Source organism: Variovorax sp. GW821-FHT10D07 (assembly GCF_059415325.1).
Window position 1 is genome coordinate 103,816 of the sequence record NZ_JBWKMZ010000006.1, and the last position, 18,453, is coordinate 122,268.

General features: G+C 69.5%; 19 protein-coding genes. 7 read left to right on the plus strand and 12 right to left on the minus strand.

What is annotated here, in order from left to right:
* Window positions 1-26 precede the first annotated feature (26 nt).
* A complete protein-coding gene (locus AC07PU_RS19310; RefSeq protein ID WP_495319587.1) occupies window positions 27-977 on the plus strand; it encodes a PDR/VanB family oxidoreductase in 951 nt (316 codons plus the stop codon).
* 47 nt (window positions 978-1,024) lie between these two features.
* Here AC07PU_RS19310 and AC07PU_RS19315 read toward each other — a convergent pair whose 3' ends face one another.
* The 9 genes from AC07PU_RS19315 to AC07PU_RS19355 form a co-directional block, all read right to left on the minus strand.
* On the minus strand, window positions 1,025-1,351 hold the full coding sequence (locus AC07PU_RS19315; RefSeq protein ID WP_057590090.1) for a hypothetical protein: 327 nt from the start codon (window positions 1,349-1,351) through the stop codon (window positions 1,025-1,027).
* A complete protein-coding gene (locus tag AC07PU_RS19320) occupies window positions 1,348-2,046 on the minus strand; it encodes an orotate phosphoribosyltransferase (RefSeq protein WP_495319589.1) in 699 nt (232 codons plus the stop codon). The genes AC07PU_RS19315 and AC07PU_RS19320 overlap by 4 nt, the downstream gene beginning before the upstream one ends.
* Before the next feature lie 17 nt (window positions 2,047-2,063).
* On the minus strand, window positions 2,064-2,969 hold the full coding sequence (locus tag AC07PU_RS19325) for a helix-turn-helix transcriptional regulator (protein ID WP_495319591.1): 906 nt from the start codon (window positions 2,967-2,969) through the stop codon (window positions 2,064-2,066).
* 89 nt (window positions 2,970-3,058) lie between these two features.
* Window positions 3,059-4,129, minus strand: coding sequence for a dihydroorotase (pyrC, locus tag AC07PU_RS19330; RefSeq protein ID WP_495319593.1), 1,071 nt, complete (start codon window positions 4,127-4,129; stop codon window positions 3,059-3,061).
* Window positions 4,130-4,137: 8 nt separating this feature from the next.
* Window positions 4,138-5,394 carry a hydantoinase/carbamoylase family amidase gene (locus AC07PU_RS19335; RefSeq protein WP_495319595.1) on the minus strand — a complete coding sequence of 419 codons (1,257 nt, stop codon included), beginning with the start codon at window positions 5,392-5,394 and terminating at the stop codon, window positions 4,138-4,140.
* Between the two features lie 15 nt (window positions 5,395-5,409).
* Window positions 5,410-6,360 carry a dihydroorotate dehydrogenase gene (locus AC07PU_RS19340; protein ID WP_093345548.1) on the minus strand — a complete coding sequence of 317 codons (951 nt, stop codon included), beginning with the start codon at window positions 6,358-6,360 and terminating at the stop codon, window positions 5,410-5,412.
* Window positions 6,353-7,261, minus strand: a complete 909-nt coding sequence (locus AC07PU_RS19345; protein ID WP_495319987.1) for a dihydroorotate dehydrogenase electron transfer subunit — start codon at window positions 7,259-7,261, stop codon at window positions 6,353-6,355. Before AC07PU_RS19345 ends, AC07PU_RS19340 begins: the two co-directional genes overlap by 8 nt.
* Window positions 7,261-8,502, minus strand: coding sequence for an MFS transporter (locus AC07PU_RS19350; protein WP_495319597.1), 1,242 nt, complete (start codon window positions 8,500-8,502; stop codon window positions 7,261-7,263). Before AC07PU_RS19350 ends, AC07PU_RS19345 begins: the two co-directional genes overlap by 1 nt.
* A 212-nt stretch (window positions 8,503-8,714) precedes the next feature.
* Window positions 8,715-9,773: a porin gene (locus tag AC07PU_RS19355; RefSeq protein WP_495319599.1), complete on the minus strand. Its 1,059-nt coding sequence runs from the start codon at window positions 9,771-9,773 to the stop codon at window positions 8,715-8,717.
* Window positions 9,774-10,168: 395 nt separating this feature from the next.
* On the opposite strand from AC07PU_RS19355, the gene AC07PU_RS19360 reads away from it, so the two are divergent.
* From AC07PU_RS19360 to AC07PU_RS19370, 3 genes are read left to right on the plus strand one after another with little or no spacing between them, the layout of a single operon-like run.
* Window positions 10,169-10,642: a (2Fe-2S)-binding protein gene (locus AC07PU_RS19360; protein ID WP_208514113.1), complete on the plus strand. Its 474-nt coding sequence runs from the start codon at window positions 10,169-10,171 to the stop codon at window positions 10,640-10,642.
* A gap of 1 nt (window position 10,643) precedes the next feature.
* Window positions 10,644-12,830 carry a xanthine dehydrogenase family protein molybdopterin-binding subunit gene (locus AC07PU_RS19365; RefSeq protein WP_495319601.1) on the plus strand — a complete coding sequence of 729 codons (2,187 nt, stop codon included), beginning with the start codon at window positions 10,644-10,646 and terminating at the stop codon, window positions 12,828-12,830.
* Between the two features lie 32 nt (window positions 12,831-12,862).
* Window positions 12,863-13,267 carry a c-type cytochrome gene (locus tag AC07PU_RS19370; protein WP_495319603.1) on the plus strand — a complete coding sequence of 135 codons (405 nt, stop codon included), beginning with the start codon at window positions 12,863-12,865 and terminating at the stop codon, window positions 13,265-13,267.
* Here the strand turns inward: AC07PU_RS19370 and AC07PU_RS19375 are convergent, their stop codons facing one another.
* Entirely contained in the window at window positions 13,268-14,170 is a 903-nt protein-coding gene (locus AC07PU_RS19375; RefSeq protein WP_208514111.1) for a LysR family transcriptional regulator, read from the minus strand.
* Window positions 14,171-14,280: 110 nt separating this feature from the next.
* Here AC07PU_RS19375 and AC07PU_RS19380 point away from each other — a divergent pair, with 110 nt between their 5' ends.
* Window positions 14,281-15,021 (plus strand): SDR family NAD(P)-dependent oxidoreductase, encoded by a 741-nt coding sequence (locus tag AC07PU_RS19380; RefSeq protein WP_495319605.1) that lies wholly within the window; start codon window positions 14,281-14,283, stop codon window positions 15,019-15,021.
* Here the strand turns inward: AC07PU_RS19380 and AC07PU_RS19385 are convergent.
* Entirely contained in the window at window positions 15,018-15,872 is an 855-nt protein-coding gene (locus AC07PU_RS19385; RefSeq protein WP_495319607.1) for a LysR family transcriptional regulator, read from the minus strand. The genes AC07PU_RS19380 and AC07PU_RS19385 overlap by 4 nt on opposite strands.
* Window positions 15,873-15,981: 109 nt before the next feature.
* On the opposite strand from AC07PU_RS19385, the gene AC07PU_RS19390 reads away from it, so the two are divergent.
* Window positions 15,982-16,986, plus strand: a complete 1,005-nt coding sequence (locus tag AC07PU_RS19390) for a zinc-dependent alcohol dehydrogenase family protein (protein WP_495319609.1) — start codon at window positions 15,982-15,984, stop codon at window positions 16,984-16,986.
* Between the two features lie 16 nt (window positions 16,987-17,002).
* Here the strand turns inward: AC07PU_RS19390 and AC07PU_RS19395 are convergent, their stop codons facing one another.
* Window positions 17,003-17,296: a hypothetical protein gene (locus AC07PU_RS19395; RefSeq protein WP_093345525.1), complete on the minus strand. Its 294-nt coding sequence runs from the start codon at window positions 17,294-17,296 to the stop codon at window positions 17,003-17,005.
* Window positions 17,297-17,484: 188 nt separating this feature from the next.
* Between AC07PU_RS19395 and AC07PU_RS19400 the strand changes: the two genes are divergently transcribed.
* Complete coding sequence (locus AC07PU_RS19400; RefSeq protein WP_495319612.1) at window positions 17,485-18,450, plus strand: GlxA family transcriptional regulator; 966 nt, start codon at window positions 17,485-17,487, stop codon at window positions 18,448-18,450.
* Window positions 18,451-18,453 lie beyond the last annotated feature (3 nt).

Consider the following 18,453-nt stretch of genomic DNA (forward strand, 5'->3'; position numbering starts at 1 on the left):
TCCATCCACCCACTCCGTCGATACCCATGCAAGTCAAAGTCCAACGCAAGGTGCCCGAGGCCACCGACATCTGTTCCTTCGAGCTGGTCGCCATCGGCACCGAGCCGCTTCCGCCCTACGAGCCCGGCGCCCACATCGACGTCGATGTGGGCGGTGGCGAGACCCGGCAGTACTCGCTGTGCGCGCCGCATGGCGAGGGGCGCTACGTCATCGGCGTGAAGCGCGATCCGCGCTCACGCGGCGGCTCCCGGTTCATGCACGAGGCCGTGAACGAAGGCGACGTCCTCAACATCGGCGCGCCGAGAAATCACTTCCCGCTCGCGCCGGACGGCGAGCGCTTCATCCTCGTCGCGGGCGGCATCGGGATCACGCCGCTGCTGTGCATGGCCTCGCACCTGGGCGCTGCCGGAAGAGCGCTCGAGCTGCACTACTTCGCGCAGTCGGCGGAACACGTCGCCTTCCGCCGGCATCTCGAGGACGCGGCCCTGGCCCCTTCCGTGAGGCACCACCAGGGTTACGGTCCCGACGCGCTGCCCGAGCTGCTGGCATCGATCGTCGGCGATCCGGTGCCGGGCAAGTACCTCTACCTGTGCGGACCGCGCCCCTTCATGGAGCTCGTGCGGCAGGCCGCGGCGAACTGGCCGGCCGACCAGGTCCGCTTCGAGTATTTCGGCGCGGGTTCGACGCCCGCCGCTGCATCGGCGGCGCAGGCCGCGTTCGAGGTCTGCGCCGCCGCCTCGGGCATCTCGGCACAAGTGGAAGCGGGCCGGAGCATCGTCGAGGTGCTGCGCGCCCACGGCGTGCACATCGAGACCTCGTGCGAGGAAGGCCATTGCGGCACCTGCATGACCACGGTGCTCGAGGGCCAACCCGAGCATCGCGATTCCTTTCTCACCGAGCCCGAGAAGGCGTCGGGGACGCTGATGCTGCCGTGCGTGTCGCGCAGCTGTTCCGCGCGGCTCGTCCTCGATCTCTGAGCGAATCGGTCATGGCGCGCGCACGCGCCGTGACCGGCGCAGCGCGTTCAGAACGCCGTGACGTTCCACTCGTACTCGGTCGCGACCTCGCCGAGGATCCGCAAACGCTGCGCGGGCTCGGCGGCCAACGCGGCCAGGATGCGGGTGTTCAGGGCCACCATCGTGGCCTTGGCGTTGTCGGCGAATTCCACCGTGATGCCCTGGTCCTCGTACTTTTGGACGAAGGCCTGCGCCGCCACGCCGATGACGAAGTAGAGGCCCGCGTTGTCGAGGTCCGACTTCATGAGGTCGAAGGCGCCGCGGTACAGCAGCTTGAAGGCGTCGGAGCCCGACAGGTCGTTCTCGAAGCGGGTGCTGATTTCCTGGAAGTTCATGGTGTGTTGCCTTCGATGTGCTCAGTGATGAAACCCTTGCCGCCGTGCGCCTCGGACCAGGCGACCGGATCGCGCAGGAAATCGTCGAACTCGGCGATCACCTCGCGGCCGAAACTGCCTCGCTGCGCCGCGACCGCGCGGATGTCGTGCCAGTTCGCCAGCGCATGGACCTCGAGCCCCAGCGCGGCCAGCGTACGGCCGGCGCCGAACATGCCGTAGTCGAACAGCACCAGCACATCGCCGACCTCGGCACCCGCGGCGCGCAGCGCCCGCGCGAATTTGGCCTTCGATGCGCCGGCCGCCATCATGTCGTCGACCAGCAGCGCGCGCGCGCCGGCGCGCACCACGCCCTCGACCTGGCGGGCGCCGATCGCGCGCTTGCGGACGTACTGCATCGGCAGGTCCAGCGCATCCGCGATCCAGGCCGCCAGCGCGATGCCGCTGGACTCGCCGCCCGCGATCGAGCCGACGCCGGCCAGGCAGCCATCGGCTTTCAGCAGCTCGATGGCATGGCCCACGAGCGCGCGGCGCGCCTCGGGAAAGGAAACGAGCCGCCGGCAATCCATGTAGACCGGCGTCGCCCATCCCGAGGGAAGCCGGAAGGGCTCGTCGGTGCGCAAGGTCACGCAGCCGGCATCGAGCAGCCGGGCGGCGACATCGAGGCGGGTCGGAGTCGAGTCTGGGGCAGTGGTCATGGCGGTCGTGCCTTCGGCTAGTGAATTCGGTCGAGCAATTTGCGCAGGTGCATCGCACCCGCCTTGCCCTTGTAGGCAGCTTTCCAGAGCCGGCCGATCATGGTTTCGTACATGCGCACCGCCTCGGGCGATGCGGTCACGGTCGCGATGCCGTTGCGCACGTTGGGCAGCTCGCCGAGCCGGAACGGGCTCACGGCCAGCACGCTGCCGGCCCGGCCGGAGAACACCTGGAAGGTCGCGGTCGGCATGGCGTCGTCGATGAGTCCGATCTGCACGTCGATCGGCTCGCTCTCCATCAGGTCGGCGATGCGCTCGACTTCGCGGCGCGCCGCCAGCCGACGCTCGGTGCGCACGCTCTCGGGCAGGTCGATGCGGCCGACCAGGCCGGTATCGACGAAGCGCTCGAGCTCGCGCAGCCCGATCAGGCTCACGATGTGCGGCCGCCGGCGCTGGAAGAAGGCCCGGCGCTCCTGCATGATCTGCAGCATCTTGTCGATGTCGGCCGAGGTCGGCCCCTTGCCCGCGCCCTTGGGCGAGGCCTCGATCAGCATCTGGCGCAGGGTCGGCAGGTAGTCCTCCGAGGTCAGCAGCAGCGAGATGGGCTCGAAGTGCGCGAGGATGCGGTCGGACGACTCCTCGAGCTGGCGCATGCGCTCGAACAGGCCCAGCGCGGTCGAGTAGTACTCCACCTCCACGCCGAGCAGCGACGCCAGCGTGGTGTCGAGCAGGTGGGCCAGGCGCTCGAGCGTCTCGATCTTGACGATCTCGCCCTTCTCGAGCCGGTACACGACCGCGCGCGAGATGCCCAGCCGCTCGGCCACGTCCTCGGCCAGCAGCGAGGCGCCCACCCGGTAGGCACGCAGGCGGTTGCCCAGCGCCACGTAGTCGATCGATGACTTGAAGGTCGAATTCGCAGCTTCCATCTCGTTTTCCACTTTATGGATCGAAAAAGAAACTATAGGCGAGTTTCGACATCCGCGGTCACCGGCGAGGCGCGAGGCGGTGCGGGAACTCACGCCGCGACCGGCTCGGGCACGGGCGCATCCCGCAGGGCCCATGGCAGGCGGCTGCCGGCGAGGAAGGGATGGAGCGCGTCGCCGGCCGCGAGTTCCACGTCCTGCGGCACCTCCCAGGACGAGCGCTCCAGCGTCACGCTCGCCTCGTTGGGTGCGAGGCCATAGAAGCGCGGACCGTTGAGGCTCGCGAAGGCCTCCAGCTTGTCGAGCGCGCCCTCCTCCTCGAACACTGTGCAGTAGCTCTGCAGCGCGACCGGCGCATTGAAGATGCCGGCGCAGCCGCAACCCGCTTCCTTCAGCGTGCGAAGGTGCGGCGCGGAGTCGGTCCCGAGGAAGAAGCGCGCATCGCCCGAGGTCGCCGCCTTGCGCAGCGCCAGCCGATGGCGTTCGCGCTTGAGCACCGGCAGGCAGTAGAAATGCGGCCGGATGCCGCCCGTGAAGATCGCGTTGCGGTTGAACATCAGGTGCTGGGGCGTGATCGTCGCCGCGAGGCGCCCGCTCGCATCGGCCCTGACGAAGTCCGCGGCCTCCTCGGTCGTGATGTGCTCCAGCACCACCTTGAGCGCGGGAAAGTCGCGCAGCAGCGGACGCAGCGTCGATTCGATGAACACCGCCTCGCGGTCGAAGACGTCGACGGCCGGATCGGTGCTCTCGCCGTGCAGCAAGAGCGGCATGCCGATGGCCTGCATCGTCTCGAGCACCGGCGCCACCTTCGCGATCGACGTGACGCCATGCTCGGAATGCGTGGTCGCGCCGGCCGGATACAGCTTCGCCGCGGTCAGCACGCCGTCCTCGAAGCCCCGGCACAGGTCGTCGGCGGACATGCCGTCGCACAGGTAGACCGTCATCAGCGGCACGAAGTCGGCGCCGGGAGGCAGGGCCGCCACGATCCGCTCGCGGTAGGCCCGCGCGAGCGCGGTGGTCGTCACGGGGATCTTGAGGTTCGGCATGACGATGGCGCGGCCGAACTGCGCGGCGCTGTAGGGCAGCACCGTCTGCAGCATGGCGCCATCGCGCAGATGCAGGTGCCAGTCGTCGGGGCGGCGCAGGGTGATGCGGGGGGTCATGAACAAGCTCACTTCAATCGAGCGAAGGCCGCATCCATCGCGCCGACGCCGAGCATGAAATCCTCGATGTCCATCGCTTCGTGCGGGTTGTGCGAACCGTTCTGGTTCCGCACGAACAGCATGCCGCTCGGGATGCCGGCATTGGCGAACAACGAGGCGTCGTGCCCCGCTCCGCTGGGAATGAGCTCGAACGCCGCCTGCTGCGCGGCGCAGGCCTCGGACAGCACGCCGCAGAGCTTCTCGTTCATGGTCGCGGGATCGCTGAGCAGGCGCCGATCGAATTCGAAGCGCACGCCGCGCTCGCGCTCGATCGAGCCGCATTCGGCGCGCACCAGCTGGTAGAAGGCCTCGAGCGTGTCCGTGCTCTTGCTGCGCGCCTCGAGGCTGAAGCTCACCTGCCCCGGAATGCGCGAGATCGAATGCTCGGCCGGGTCGGTGCTGACGATGCCCGTGGTCACGACCAGGTCGGTGCCGCGCTCCAGCAGCACGCGCCAGTGCTCGTCGATGCGCATGATCAGGTCGGCCACCGCGAACATGGCGTCGTGGCGCAGCCAGCGCGGCACCACGCCCGAATGCTGCGCGTCGCCATGGCAGACCACGCGGTTGTGCCGCACGTTGCCGCGGATGCCCGAGACCACGGCCAGCGGAAGCTGGCGCGCGACCATCACCGGCCCCTGCTCGATGTGCAGCTCGAGGTAGGCCTTGATGCGCGCCTTGTCGAGCAGCGGCTGCTGCGCGCGGATCGCCTCCACGTCGGCGCCGCAGCGCCGCATGCAGGCCTCCATCGATTCGCCGGTGGTGCGCTGCTTGAGCGCGAGGTCGCTCTCGCTGACCTTGCCGAACAGCGCGCCCGAGCCCATGTAGGCCTTGCCGAACCAGGCGCTCTCCTCGCCGCGAAACGCGACCACCTCGAGCGGGCGCGCGTAGGGCGTGCCGCCGGCCTTCTGCGCGACCAGGCACAGAAGGCCCGCGACCACGCCCGCGTAGCCGTCGAAGTTGCCGCCCTGCGGCACCGAGTCGATGTGCGATCCGCACCAGGTGACCGCGCTCGCCGCCGCGGTCTGCGGCAGGCCGAACACGAGGTTCGCGGCCCGGTCGGCCCGGACCTCTAGCCCTTCGCTCGCGGCGAAGGCGCGCAGGTAGTCGGCGGTGTCCGATTCGCCACGGCCGTAGCTCTGCCGCGTGACGCCGACCCCGTCGAAGGTCAGCTCGCGCACGTCGGAGAACAGCTTCTCGGCCATGGGGCGAAGTCCCGGCAGGCTCATCATCCTTGCCCTCCCCTAGCCCGACTGCTGCGCGAAGCGCAGCCAGCGGTCCGAGAGCTGGCGGTCGAGCTTGACCTGGCCAGTGAGGTCGCGAATGTTCTTCACGCCCATCTCGTCGCAGTACGCGACCAGGCCATCGATGATCTTCTGCATCGCACCCGGGTCGATGAAGGAGGCCGTGCCGACCTGGACCGCGCTCGCGCCGGCCAGCATGAACTCGACCGCGTCGTGCGCGCTGGCGATGCCACCGCAGCCGATGACCGGGATGCGCACGCTGCGATAGCACTGGTGCACCATGCGCAGCGCAATCGGCTTGATGGCCGGCCCCGACAGGCCGCCCATCACGTTGCCGAGCATGGGCTTGCGGGTGCGCACGTCGATCGACATGGCCAGCACCGTGTTGCCCATCACGAGTGCGTCGGCACCGGCCTCTTCCGCGGCCCTCGCCACCGTTGCCACGTGCGAGGCATTGGGCGTGAGCTTGGCCCACACGGGATGGTGGGTGCGGCGGCGGATCGCGCTCACGACCTTGTAGGTGGTCTCGGGCGTCATCGCGAAGGCCATGCCGTCGGCTTCGAGGTTGGGGCAGGAGATGTTGGCCTCGATCACCGCCACTTCGGGCAGCGACATCTCGGCCACCGCGTCGGCGAACTCGTCGACGGTGTCCGCCGAGATCGAGACCACGACGGGCGTGTCGAAGCGCGTGTAGGGCGGCAGCACCGTCTCGCGGTAGTAGTCCAGGCCCTTGCTCGGAATGCCGATTGCATTGAGCATGCCGCCGCGGGTTTCCGCCACGCGCGGCGTCGGGTTGCCGGCACGGCTCTTGGGCGAGACGCTCTTGATGACCAGCGCGCCCAGCCGGTTGAAGTCGAGCGCTTCCGCGTACTCGATGGCGAAGCAGCCCGAGGCCGGCATGACCGGGTTGCGCAGGCCGACGTCGCCGACCCTGACGTTGAGATCAGCCAAACTCCACCTCCCCGACCACGTCGCCGATGGGAAACACGGGACCTTCGCGGCAGACGCGCAGGAATTGCTTGTCGCCCTCGCGGTCGAACAGCCTGACGCAGGACAGGCACACGCCCATGCCGCAGGCCATGCGCTGTTCCATCGCGACCTCGCCCCGAGTGCCCGGATGGTCGGCGAGGATGCGTTGCAGCAGCATCAGCACGCGATGCGAGCCACAGGTGTAGACGGCGTCGTGGTGCCGTTCGCCGAGCAGCCGGCGCACCAGCGTGTCCATGGCCTCCACCGAGGAGCTGCCGTCGGAGTCGTAGACGCAATGCACGTCGGCCTCGGCACCGCGCAGGAACTCGTCACGCATCAGGTCCTTGGGGGCACGTGCCGACATCACCGCCGTGATCGCGATGCCCATCCCGGCCGCCTGCTGCAGCAGCGGCGCCATCGTCGCCAGGCCGACGCCGCGCGCGACGACCATGATGCGTTCGTCGCCGGGCGGCAGCGTGAAGGTGTTGCCCAGCGGGCCGACGATGTCCATCGCGCCGCCGACGGGCAGCGAGGCCAGCGCGTGGGTTCCGGTGCCGGTGACGTTGTAGAGGAACTCGATCGTGCCCGCCTCCGGCCCCACGCCGTAGACGCTCATCGGGCGCAGCAGGAAGGGCTGGAGGTCGTTCGTCGTCGGGCACTTGAGCTGGTAGAACTGCCCGGGCCTGGTCGCGCCCGCCAGGTCGGCCGGCGCGCTGAGCTTCAGGTACCTGTAGCGGTCGTTGACCCAGCGGTGCTCGGCGACCTCGCAGCGGTACGAGGCCACGAATTGCGCGTTGCGCTGGAAGCAGGCGCCCTCGCCCTGCAGCGCGGGCGGATGCACGGGCCGGAACGCGGGCGATTGGTGGTCGATGGCGGCGAGCATCATTCGAGCTCCTTGCCCTTGAGTTCGGGAATGAGGAAGTAGGTGGCGACCATGTCGACCAGGTAGATCGCGGCGAGCAGCGCGATGGCGATCTGGAACGAATAGGCCGCGACCAGCGCGCCGACCACCACCGGGCCGAATCCGCCGATGCCGCGGCCGAGGTTGAACAGCACGTTCTGCGCCGTGGCGCGTGCTTCCGTGGGATAGGCCTCGGAGATCAGCGCGCCGTAGCCGCCGAGCATGCCGTTGACGAACATGCCGAGCACGGCGCCGACCCACAGCAGCGAGACCGGATCGGACAGCTGGGAGTACGCCAGCACCATCGCCACGGCACCGGCCTGGAACAGCAGGAAGCTCGGCTTGCGCCCGATGCGGTCGGCCAGCTGGCCGAAGACGAAGATGCCCAGCATCATCCCGAGGATGGTCACCGAGGTCCACATGGCCGACTTCGTGAGGTTGAAGCCGAGCTTGTTGGCCAGGAAGCTCGGCATCCAGATCATGATCCCGTAGTAGCCGAAGTTCTGCACCGCGCACAGCACGACGATGCCCAGGCTGGTGCGGGTCGTCTGCGCATCCTTGACCAGCAGCTTGAACGACCTCAGGCGCGAGCCCCGGACCTTGGGCTTGCGCACGAACACCTCGGGCTCGTGCAGCTTGTTGCGGATCACCCAGGCCACGAGCGCGGGCACGACGCCGACGAGGAACATGCCGCGCCAGCCGATGTGCGGCATCAGCAGCGGCGTGAGCAAGGCGGCGCCCAGCACGCCCAGTTGCCAGCCCAGCGCCACATACGAAGACACGCGGGCCCGATGCTTGGCGGGCCAGGCCTCGGCCGCCAGCGCCATGCCGATGCCGAACTCGCCGCCCAGGCCGATGCCCGCGATGGTCCGGTAGACCAGCAGGTCCCAGTAGCCCTGCGCGAAGGCACAGAGCCCGGTGAAGACCGCGAACAGGACGATGGTCCAGGTCATCACGCGGATGCGCCCGAAGTGATCGCTGAGCGAGCCGAAGACGATGCCGCCGACGACGGCGCCGACCAGCGTCCAGCTCACCAGCGAGCCGGCCTGGCCCGGCGTGAGGTGCAGGTCGGCCGAGATGGCCGTGAGCATGAAGCCCAGGATCAGCAGGTCGAAGCCGTCCATCGCATAGCCGATGGCGGAACCGGCCAGCGCCTTCCAGGCGTAGCCCGAGACGGCGTCGTCGCGTGGCGCGGAGGCGGTCGAATCTGGGGTGGATGACACGTCAGGACTCCTGGTTCGACGCGGAAAGCCCGGCGCCGGCGGATGGATGGGCCATGGAAACGGTCTCGGCATGGAGTCCGTTTCGCTCATTTGCGATACTAGTATCAAAAAAGATATCGATCAAGAAAAAGTTCACCGGGGTTGTCTCTGTGGATGGATGAAAGGAACGAGGGAAACCGGGGGATCGAGCCTGGCGTCGGCTCGCGCGGCCGCTAGAAGCGGTGGCGGATGCCGACGCCGAAGCTGTTGCCGCCCGCCATGGCGGTCGCGCGATCGCGCATGAGGACGGCATAGACGTCGGTTCGCTTCGACAGGTAGTGATCGTAGGCCAGGCTCACCGTCGTGCGGGTGCCGTCGTAGGAGCCGGCGATCTTCGTCCTCGCGACGGCCGCGAGGATCTGACCCGCGGTCGACCCGACCGGCACGCTGGCACCGAGGGAACTCGTGGTCCCGCGATAGCCGGTCGCGTCGGCCTTCGACCGGCCGTAGCTCGCATAGGCCTTGAGAAGGCCGAAGTCGTAGGCCCCGCCCAGCATCCAGTCCTTGCGCGTGGTGGGCACCACCGCGCCGGCGACCGTGGCCGTGATGACGCCCGGGTTGACCGGGTTGGAGATCTGGTCGCGCTCGTAGAAGCCGGCCACCGTGAGCGGCCCGCTGACGTAGGTCGCGCTGATGCCGGTGTTGTTCTTGCCCTTGTAGCCGGTGTCGCTGGACTGCTCGCCGAACTGGTAGTGCAGGTTCACGCGCAGGCCGCCGAAGCTCGGTGTGCTGTAGATGAGCTGGTTGCTCCAGCCGGTGTCGGACGGCGAGGTGCGGTACAGCCAGCGCGCGGTGTTGACGTTGGCATGCAGCACCAGCGGCGAGAACGCGAAGGAGTTGCCGAAGGGGTTCACCAGCACGGTCGGGATGAAGTTCGGCGCCGCGGCGCGCCCGAGCTGAAGGCTGCCGTACGCACCGGCGATACCGACGTTGGCATCGCGCGCGAAGTAGGGGTCGCCGTCGAAGCGGCCCGATTTGCCGGTATCGGCGCGAAAGAAGGAGTTGAGCGCGAAGTAGGCCCGCAGCCCGCCGCCCAGGTCCTCGGTACCGGCGAAGCCGAAGAACGAGGTGGTCATGCCTCCACTTCCAAGGACCTTGGTGCGGCCGAGGTCGCCCGCGTAACGCATCGATCCCGCGTATTCGTCGATCAATCCCTGCACCGACACACTGCTCTGCGCACAGGCGCAACAGGCCGTCGACAGCGCGACGGCGGCAACTACAAGACTCTTCATGGGTGGCTCACTTCTCAAGGCTCGAGGGAACGCCGAGCGCCCCTTCGCGGCACGCCCGAACGACGGACAGGTGGCTCTGGCACGGGTGCACCGCCATGAGGCGTATCGCCTCGAAAACTTGGCACATCCGATAAAAAAGCACCATTAAAGAAACCAGGATCAAAAACGAGACTGGATTCTGGCGCGGTTCCGCAAGATCGATGCCAAGGGTTTTCGAGCGGTCGGGGCCGAGCGCTTTCGCGCTATTCGCGTGCGCTCGACGCGGGGTCGAACGGACCGGCGTCCGGCGGCCGATTGTTCAGTTTGGCTTCAAAGGCCTTCGCGACTTCGGGCCTGTGTGCCGGCGATGCGCGTCCCTAGACTTTGCGCACCCCAACATGCCCACGGACCGCACCATGCCCTTCACACTCCACATCAACGGCAGCTCGCGCGAGGTCGATGTCGACGGCGACACGCCCCTGCTCTGGGTGCTGCGCGACGTGCTGGGCCTGTACGGCACCAAGTTCGGCTGCGGTGCCGGCCTGTGCGGCGCCTGCACCGTGCACCAGGACGGCGTCGCGATCCGCTCGTGCATCACGCCCGTCGAGTCGGTGGGCGCGCAGCGCATCACCACCATCGAAGGCATCGGCGCGACGGCGGTCGGCCAGGCGGTGCAGAAGACCTGGCTGGAACTGGACGTCGTGCAGTGCGGCTACTGCCAGTCGGGCCAGATCATGTCGGCCACGGCACTGCTCGCGGCCACGCCGCGCCCCACGCCCGCGGACATCGTGGGCGGCATGTCGGGGAACATCTGCCGCTGCGGCACCTATGTGCGCATCCAGGCCGCGGTGCAGCGCGCCGCCACGCTGATCCCGATCAAGGCGGCCTGACATGAAGCACGACCGCATGCCCATGGCCTACACCGCCTCCACCCACGGCCTGACGCGCCGCGCCTTCGTCGCCACGGCGCTGGCCGCCGGCGGCGGGCTGGCGCTCACTGTGAGCCTGCCGCCGCTCGACGCCAAGGCCGCCGGCGCGCAGCCCGAGGCCTTCGCGCCCAATGCCGTGGTCCGCATCGGCACCGACGGCCTCGTCACGCTGGTGATGCCGCGCGTGGAGATGGGCCAGGGGATCTACACCGCCGTCGCGCTGCTGATCGCGGAGGAGCTCGAGATCGACCCGCGGCGCGTTCGCCTCGAACATGCGCCCGCCGACGAGACGCGCTATTCGAACCCGCTGACCGGCGGGCAGATCACGGGCGGCTCGACCTCGGTGCGCAGCACCTGGGAGCCGATGCGCCGCGCCGGCGCCACGGCCCGGCTGCTGCTGGTCGAAGCGGCCGCGCGCCAGTGGAAGGTCGACCCTTCGACCTGCCGCGCCAGCGACGGTGCGGTGGAGCATGTGCCCACGCGCAGGAAGCTCGCCTATGGGCAGCTCGCCCATGCGGCCGCGGGCCTGCCCGTGCCCGCCGAGGTGCCGCTCAAGGACCTGGCGACGCTGAAGCGGATCGGCCAGCCGCTGCTGCGCCTGGACGGACCCGACAAGGTCAACGGCCGCGCGCGCTATGGCCTCGATGCCAGCGTCGCGGGCATGCGCATCGCCGCGATCGCCCACTGCCCGGTGATCGGCGGGCGCTTGGCGTCGGTCGACGACACCCGGGCCAGAGCGATCAAGGGCGTGCGGCAGGTCGTGTGCATCGACAACGCGGTCGCGGTGGTGGCCGACCACATGGGTGCGGCGCGCAAGGGCCTGGCCGCGCTCGAGATCCGCTGGGACGAAGGCGCCAACGCGGATTACTCGACCGAGAAGCTGATCGCCGCGCTGGCCAACGCCTCGTCGCGCTCCGGCGCCGTGGCGCGCAAGGACGGCGACACGGTGGCGGCCGCGCGCGGCGCCGCGCGCACGGTGGACGCGGTCTACCAGCAGCCCCTGCTCGCGCATGCGCCGATGGAGCCGGTGAACTGCACCGTGCACGTGCGGCCCGACGCCTGCGAGCTCTGGGTCGGCACGCAGGTGCCGGCGCGCGCGCAGGCCGCCGCGGCCGAACTCACGGGCCTGCCGATCGAGCGCGTCGAAGTGCACAACCACCTGCTCGGCGGCGGCTTCGGCCGGCGGCTCGACATCGACTTCGTGATCCAGGCCGTGAAGATCGCGAAACAGGTGAATGGCCCCGTCAAGGTCGTGTGGACGCGCGAGGAGGACACGCGGCACAGCACCTTCCGCCCCTACCACTACAACCGGCTCAGCGCCGCGCTCGATGCGCGCGGCCGGCCGGTGGCATGGCATCACCGCGTGACCGCCTCCTCGATCCTCGCGCGCTGGGCACCGGCGCGGTTCCAGAACGAGCTCGACGGCGATGCCATCCGCGACGCCGCAGGCCCCTATGGCTTCGCGAACGTGTTGGTCGAGTATGTGCGCGAGGAACCGCCAGCGGGCATCACCACCGCCTTCTGGCGCGGCGTCGGCCACATGCAGAACGCCTTCCCGGTCGAATGCTTCGTCGACGAGCTCGCGCACCTGGCGGGCAGCGATGCCATCGCCTACCGGCACGAGCTGCTCGAGAAGCATCCGCGCGCGCGCCACGTGCTCGAACTGGTGGCGCGGAAGTCCGGCTGGGGCGGTGCCCTGCCGGCCGGCAAGGGTCGCGGCGTCGCGCTGACCTTCTGCTTCGGCAGCTACGCGGCCCAGGTGACGGAGGTGAGCGTCGATGCCGACGGCGCGGTGCGCGTCGATCGCGTGGTGATCGCGGTGGACTGCGGACGCCTCATCAGCCCCGGCACCGTGGTCGCGCAGATGCAGGGCGGCACGGCCTTCGGGCTGTCGGCGGTGCTCTACGGAAACATCTCGATCAAGGACGGGCGCGTCGAGCAGGCCAACTTCGACACCTACCGCGTGCTGCGCATGGACGAGATGCCCGTCATCGAGACGCACCTGGTGCCGAGCACCGAAACGCCGGGCGGCATCGGCGAGGTCGGCACCGTGCTGACCACGCCCTCGGTCCTCAATGCCGTGTTCGCGGCCACCGGCAAACGCATCCGCCGGCTGCCGTTCGCCGCGGAAGAACTCAAGCGGGCATGAAGCGCCGCGCCACCCACGATTGGAAATCCACGATGACAACGAACGAGCTCGGACCGAAGCTGATTGCCGCCTGCCTGGCGGCCCTTGGAGGGATCGGCGCGGCGCAGGCGCAGACCGTCGACCCCGGCGCCGGCGACCTGGCGCGCGGCAAGACCACCTTCGCGCGCTGCGCCGCCTGCCACTCGGTCACCGGAAAGAACGGCATCGGCCCGCATCTCGACGGCGCCTTCGGCCGCGTCGCGGGCAAGGCCGAGGGCTTTCGCTATTCGCCGGGCATGGCGGCCTCGACCCGGCCCTGGGACGTGCAGGGCCTCGAGGCCTTTCTCGCGGCGCCGACCAAGGCGGTGCCCGGCACCACCATGCCGCTGAACGTGCCCGGCGCGCAGGACCGCGCCGACCTGATCGCCTACCTGCGCTCGCTCGCCACGCCGCGCTGATCAGCGCCGCCGCGGGCCCGTGCGCTGCTGCATGAAGTCGATGAAGGCGCGCAGCTTGCGCGGCACGTGCATGCGGCTGGCGTGATAGAGGTGGAAGCCCGGGAAGCTGGGCCACCACGGCTTGAGCAGGGGCACGAGCCGGCCGCTCGCGAGGTCGTCGTGCACCTGGGCCTCGAACACGCAGGCGATGCCGGCGCCGGCGCGCGCGGCGCTCAGCAGCACGTCGCCGTCGTTGGTGAGGATGGCGGCATCGACCTCCACCTCGAAGTCGCGGCCCTTGTTCGAATACTCCCAGCGGTAGACGCTGTTGCTCAGGCGGATGTTGATGCAGCGGTGCTGGCTCAGCTCCTCGGGCGTGCGCGGCGCCGCGCGTCCCTTCAGGTAGCTCGGCGCCGCGATGGTCGCGATGCGATGCGGGCCACCGAGCGGCACGGCGACGACTTCCTGCGCGAGGTTCTCGCCGAGCCGGATGCCCGCGTCGAAGCCGCTGCCGATGAGGTCGACCAGCGCGTTGTCGCAATGCAGCTCGAGCCTGATGTCCGGATAGGCCTGCGCGAACGCGGCCAGGTGCGGCAGCAGCAGCAGCTCGAACGCGACGCGCGAGAGGTTGATGCGCAGCAGGCCGGCCGGCTTCTCGCGCACCTCGTTGACGCGCTCCACGGCGGCCGACAATGCCGCGAGCGCGGGCGCCGCATCCTGCAGGAAGCTCTGGCCGATCTCGGTGACGCTGACGCGCCGCGTGGAGCGGTCGAGCAACCGCACGCCGAGCCGCTTCTCGAGCGAGCGCAGCGTCTGCGACAGCGCCGAGGGCGACACGCCGAGTTCGGCCGCGGCGCGCGTGAAGCTGCCGTGATGCGCGACGCGGGCGAAGACCGCGATGAAGGGGATGAGGTCGGGAGCCATCGCTTCATTATGAAGCTCGACTTCAAACCGCATCGACCCGATCCATATTTCAATTCAGCAATCGGCGGCCTATCGTCGGGTCCAACGCTTCACCATTCAAAGGATTCACCATGACCCATCTCGCAGGCAAGGTCGCCATCGTCACCGGCTCCTCGAAGGGCATCGGCGCGGGCATCGCCGAGCGCCTCGCGCGCGACGGCGCCAGCGTCGTCGTCAACTACGCGCGCAGCGAGAAGGAAGCGGCCGCCGTGGTCGACCGGATCAGCGCCGCGGGCGGCCAGGCCGTGGCGGTGCAGGCCGACATCTCCCGGCCGGAGCAGATCCAGTCGCTGGTCGATGCCACGCTGGCGCGCTTCGGCAGGCTCGACATCCTCGTGAACAACGCCGGCACCTACCGGCTCGATTCGCTCGACACGATCACGCCCGAGAGCATCGCCGAGCACTTCGACCTGAACGTGCGCGGCCTGCTGCTGATGACGCAGGCCGCCGCGCGCGTGCTGCCCAGCGGCGGCACGGTGGTCAACATCAGCTCGGGCGTGTCCACCAGCCCCTCGCCGCAGGCGCACGTCTATTGCGCGACCAAGGGCGCCGTCGACGTGCTGACCCGCAGCCTCGGCATGGAACTCGGTCCGCGCCACATCCGCGTGGTGGGCATCGCGCCCGGCTTCGTCCTCACCGAGGGCAACGCGGCCGGTGCCGAGGCCTATTCGGCCCACTTCGTGCCGAAGACGCCGCTGGGCCGCGCCGGCCAGCCCCGGGACATCGCCGCAGCGGTGTCCTTCGCCGTCTCCGAGGATGCGGGCTGGGTCACGGGCTGCACCATCGACGTCGCGGGCGGGATGGTTTTCTAGCTCGCGGAAAGACGCTCGACGGTCGCGTCGACCAGGGCCCGCAGCCGCCCGAGCCGGCGCAGGTCGCGGTGGAACCCGACCCAGACGTCGCGCCCCGGCGGCAGTCCGCCGAGATCGACGACCTCGAGCGCCGTGCAGGCATCGCCCAATGGCGCGGGCAGCACGGCCAGGCCCACGCCCGCGGCGCACATCCGGGCCTGCGCCTCGCGGCTGTTGCTGCCGAAGGCCACGCGCGCCTTCGGCAGCTTCTTGCGCAGCCAGGCCGCGTCGGGGAAGTCCTGGTACGCGCTGTCGAGCGTGATCAGCGGCACGCCCTGGCCATCGCTTCGCACGGGATGCGCCGTGCCCTTCGCGCGGTAGACGCGGTAGGCGACGTGCACGGCCTTGCGCTGCACCACGTCCGCTTCGTCGAAGGGCTGGATGCGGAACACGAGGTCCGCCTCGCGGCGCGCCAGGCTGAACAGGCGTGCATCGGTGATCAGCTCGATGTTGACCAGCGGGTGCTGTTGCACGAACTCCGCGAACACGGGCGTGAGGATGTGCACGCCGAACCAGTCCGACGACGACACGCGCAGCAGGCCCTCGAGCTGCTGCGCCTGGCCGGCCAGCCGGCGCTCGAAGGCCAGCGCCTCCTCTTCCATCCGTTCCGAATGCGCGAGCACCGAGGCCCCTTCGTCGGTCAGCACGAAGCCGTCCTTGCCGCGCTGGAACAGCGCCTGCCCGACCTCGCGCTCGAGCACGCGCAGCCGGCGCCCCATGGTCGGCTGCGACTGGCCGGTGAGGCGCGCGGCGCCGCCCAGCGAACCGGCCCTGGCCACCGCCAGGAAGATCTTCACGTCGCTCCAGTCCATGTTTTTCAACCCATCAGAAGTGAATGGATGTGATGCAGTTCTGTGAGTTTACGTTCAGTTTTGAAGATCGAACAATGGACGCCTCTGCAAGCAACACAAGGAGTTCTCCATGTCCAAAGACGATTCGATGCGCGCACTGGTGGTGCGCGAAGCCGGCGGCCGCTTCGAGGCCGTCCGGGTGCCCCGGCCCGTGCCGCGCGAAGGCGAGGTGCTGGTGCGCATCCATGCGAGCGGCGTCAACCCGCTCGACGCGAAGATCCGTGCCGGCGCCGCGGCCCATGCGCGCCATCCGCTGCCCGCGATCCTCGGCATGGACCTCGCCGGCGTGGTCGAACAGGTCGGCCCCGGCGTCACGGCCTTGCGCGTCGGCGACGAGGTGTACGGCCTCACCGGCGGCGTCGGCGGGCTGCAGGGCTCGCTGGCCGAGTTTGCCGCGGTCGATGCCGACCTGCTCGCGCCCAAGCCCGCCAATCTCTCGATGCGCGAAGCCGCGGCCCTGCCGCTGGTCGTGATCACGGCATGGGAGGGCCTGGTCGACCGCGCGCGCACCCAGCCGGGACAGAAGGTGCTGGTGCATGGCGGTGCCGGCGGCGTCGGCCATGTCGCGGTGCAGATCGCCGTCGCGCTCGGCGCGCAGGTGTATGCCACCGGTCTGCCCGCCCAGGCCGACACCATCCGCGGCTTCGATGCCACGCCGATCGACTACACGACCACGACGGTCGAGCAGTACGTGGCCGCCCACACCGGCGGCGAAGGCTTCGACGTGGTCTACGACACCGTGGGCGGCGCCACGCTCGACGCCTCGTTCGACGCGGCACGCCAGTACGGCGGCCATGTCGTCAGTTGCCTCGGCTGGGGCACCCACAAGCTGGCACCGCTGTCCTTTCGCGCGGCCACCTACTCGGGCGTCTTCACGCTGCTGCCGATGCTCAGCGGCAAGGGACGCGCCCACCACGGCCACATCCTGCGCGAGGCCGCGAAGCTGGTCGAGGCCGGCCGGCTGCTGCCGCTGATGGATGCGCGCCGCTTCGACCTCGATGCGGCCATGCAGGCCCATGAGGAAGTCGAGGCGGGACGCGCGGAGGGAAAGATCGTGGTCGAGATCGGCGGGTAGAAGGATCCCGAGTGGCTCAGCGGCCCTGGAGCAACAGGCCCAGCGGCGCGAGCGGGCCGACCGGCATGAACTCGTACTGCGCGAAGCCGCCCGTCACGAGCGGCAGCGCATCGATCGCGGCCTTGGCCTGCTCGACGGACTCGGCGCTCATGAGGAACACGACGCCGGGCTTGTCGCTGCGGTACCAGTACTGCTCGATCCTGCCGTCGAGATAGAGCTGCAGGGTGTCGGGCACCTCCTTCGACATGACCTGCTGGCGTTGCTCGGGCGAGAGCGGCTTGACGATGGTTCCGATGGCGAGGACTTTCATGGGGGACTCCTGATGCAAGTGCGTTGCGTTGTTGAGGAAGACCGAGGTTAGGCGCCGGCGTGAAAAACCCGAACAGGCGCGAACGACAACTTCACGGTCATTTCCGCCAACCTGGCCGAAGGGTTTCCGCCCCGCTTCCACGCCGAATGCCTATAGTCGCAATCGACGTCTTTTCCGCCATTTCCGCCATGCACATCTTCCTGCTCGCCCTCGACGGTGTCTTCGACACCGGCCTCACCGTGATGCTCGACGCCCTCGGCCTCGCCAACAAGTTCGCGGCCCGCGAGATGGGCGGGTCGCCGTCCTTCGAGGTGACGATCGTGGGCATGCGCCGGCGCGTGCGCTCGGGCCAGGGCTTTGCGATTCCCGTGCAGCCGCCACCGCCGGGCCTGCGGCCGGACTGGGTGGTGGTGCCGGCGCTGAACACCTCGACTCCCGAATCGCTGGTGCCCGCGCTCGCGCGGCCCGACGTGCGCCAGGCCAAGGCGCAACTGCGCACCTGGCATGCGCAGGGCGCGCGGATCGCGGCCTCGTGCATCGGGACCTTCCTGCTCGCCGATGCCGGCCTGCTCGATGGCGGCCAGGCGACCACGACCTGGTGGCTGGGCCCGCTCTTCCGCCAGCGCTATCCCAAGGTCTCGCTCGATGAATCGCGCATGCTGGTGCCCTCGGGCCGGGTGGTGACGGCCGGCGCGGCCATGGGCCATCTCGATCTCGCGCTGTGGCTGATCCAGCAGGCCAGCCCCGACCTCGCGGCCATGGTCTCGCGCTACCTGCTCGCGGACCTGCGCTCCTCGCAGGCGCCGTACATCGTGCCCCACCACCTCGCGCAGGCCGACCCCGCGATCCTGCGCTTCGAGCGCTGGGCGCGCGACAACCTCAAGCAGGGCTTCTCGCTCGACACCGCGGCGCGCGCGCTCGCGACCAGTCCGCGCACGCTGCAACGGCGCTGTCAGGCCGTGCTCGGCAAGTCGCCGCTGGCCTACATCCAGGACCTGCGGATCGAGCGCGCCCGCTCGCTGGTGCATGGCAGCGACCTCGATCTCGAGGCCATCGCGGCCGAGGTCGGCTATGCCGATGGCTCCACGCTCGGCGCGCTGCTGCGCGAGCGCCTGGGCCGCGGCGTGCGCGAATTGCGCGCCGACCTGCTCTGAAGT

Coding starts and splice junctions, on each gene's coding strand:
- AC07PU_RS19310 (WP_495319587.1), top strand. CDS start 27: ATGCAAGTCAAAGTCCAACGCAAGGTGCCCGAGGCCACCGACATCTGT.
- AC07PU_RS19315 (WP_057590090.1), bottom strand. CDS start 1,351: ATGAACTTCCAGGAAATCAGCACCCGCTTCGAGAACGACCTGTCGGGC.
- AC07PU_RS19320 (WP_495319589.1), bottom strand. CDS start 2,046: ATGACCACTGCCCCAGACTCGACTCCGACCCGCCTCGATGTCGCCGCC.
- AC07PU_RS19325 (WP_495319591.1), bottom strand. CDS start 2,969: ATGGAAGCTGCGAATTCGACCTTCAAGTCATCGATCGACTACGTGGCG.
- pyrC (WP_495319593.1), bottom strand. CDS start 4,129: ATGACCCCCCGCATCACCCTGCGCCGCCCCGACGACTGGCACCTGCAT.
- AC07PU_RS19335 (WP_495319595.1), bottom strand. CDS start 5,394: ATGAGCCTGCCGGGACTTCGCCCCATGGCCGAGAAGCTGTTCTCCGAC.
- AC07PU_RS19345 (WP_495319987.1), bottom strand. CDS start 7,261: ATGCTCGCCGCCATCGACCACCAATCGCCCGCGTTCCGGCCCGTGCAT.
- AC07PU_RS19355 (WP_495319599.1), bottom strand. CDS start 9,773: ATGAAGAGTCTTGTAGTTGCCGCCGTCGCGCTGTCGACGGCCTGTTGC.
- AC07PU_RS19360 (WP_208514113.1), top strand. CDS start 10,169: ATGCCCTTCACACTCCACATCAACGGCAGCTCGCGCGAGGTCGATGTC.
- AC07PU_RS19365 (WP_495319601.1), top strand. CDS start 10,644: ATGAAGCACGACCGCATGCCCATGGCCTACACCGCCTCCACCCACGGC.
- AC07PU_RS19370 (WP_495319603.1), top strand. CDS start 12,863: ATGACAACGAACGAGCTCGGACCGAAGCTGATTGCCGCCTGCCTGGCG.
- AC07PU_RS19375 (WP_208514111.1), bottom strand. CDS start 14,170: ATGGCTCCCGACCTCATCCCCTTCATCGCGGTCTTCGCCCGCGTCGCG.
- AC07PU_RS19380 (WP_495319605.1), top strand. CDS start 14,281: ATGACCCATCTCGCAGGCAAGGTCGCCATCGTCACCGGCTCCTCGAAG.
- AC07PU_RS19385 (WP_495319607.1), bottom strand. CDS start 15,872: ATGGACTGGAGCGACGTGAAGATCTTCCTGGCGGTGGCCAGGGCCGGT.
- AC07PU_RS19390 (WP_495319609.1), top strand. CDS start 15,982: ATGTCCAAAGACGATTCGATGCGCGCACTGGTGGTGCGCGAAGCCGGC.
- AC07PU_RS19395 (WP_093345525.1), bottom strand. CDS start 17,296: ATGAAAGTCCTCGCCATCGGAACCATCGTCAAGCCGCTCTCGCCCGAG.
- AC07PU_RS19400 (WP_495319612.1), top strand. CDS start 17,485: ATGCACATCTTCCTGCTCGCCCTCGACGGTGTCTTCGACACCGGCCTC.